The organism is Vibrio sp. SG41-7, assembly GCF_014164465.1.
Classification (GTDB): domain Bacteria; phylum Pseudomonadota; class Gammaproteobacteria; order Enterobacterales; family Vibrionaceae; genus Vibrio; species Vibrio splendidus.
This window is the reverse complement of sequence record NZ_JACJFF010000329.1, coordinates 1-700: the sequence shown is the minus strand read 5'-3', so window position 1 is coordinate 700 and position 700 is coordinate 1. Positions and strand designations below refer to the sequence as shown.

At 47.9% G+C, this 700-nt stretch carries 1 protein-coding gene; it reads right to left on the bottom strand.

Annotated features, from left to right (window positions below; translation table 11 throughout):
• On the bottom strand, positions 1-700 hold a 700-nt coding region (locus H5300_RS26955; RefSeq protein WP_220503597.1), incomplete at both ends, for a VCBS domain-containing protein.

Here is a 700-nt window from a genome sequence, read left to right as displayed (position 1 = left end):
AAGGTCTCTTCGACTTTATCGCCGACGTTTGATTGGTTAAACGCACTGTTGGCGGTGAAGACCCAATGACCATTAGTATCAATAGTCAGGTCACCGTTGGTGCCTGAAATAGAATCCGGCGTGAACGCATTATCTGGATTATCGACATCGGTGCTGGTTAATGTTCCTGAAGTCGTGACTGCTTTGTCGGTTTCATCGATAGCAACGGTCGCACTGCTGACAGTAGCTGCGTCATTAGTGCCGTTAATCGTGACTTTAATGGTCGAAGGTGTGCCATCAACAGACGATACCGTAAAGGTTTCTTCGACTTTGTCGCCCACGTTTAATTGATTAAACGCGCTGTTGGCAGTGAATACCCAGTGGCCTGTGGCATCAATGGTGAGGTCGCCATTGGTGCCTGCAATGGAATCCGGAGTAAACGTGTTGTCTGGGTTGTCCACATCGGTACTGGTGAGGGTTCCAGAAGTTGTTATAGCGCTGTCCGTTTCATCCACACTGACTGTTGCGGTACTGACTGTCGCTGCATCGTTAGTACCGTTAATCATCACTTTGATCGTTGACGTTGTGCCATCAATAGACGATACAGTAAAGGTCTCTTCGACTTTATCGCCGACGTTTGATTGGTTAAACGCACTGTTGGCGGTGAAGACCCAATGACCATTAGTATCAATAGTCAGGTCACCGTTGGTGCCTGAAATAG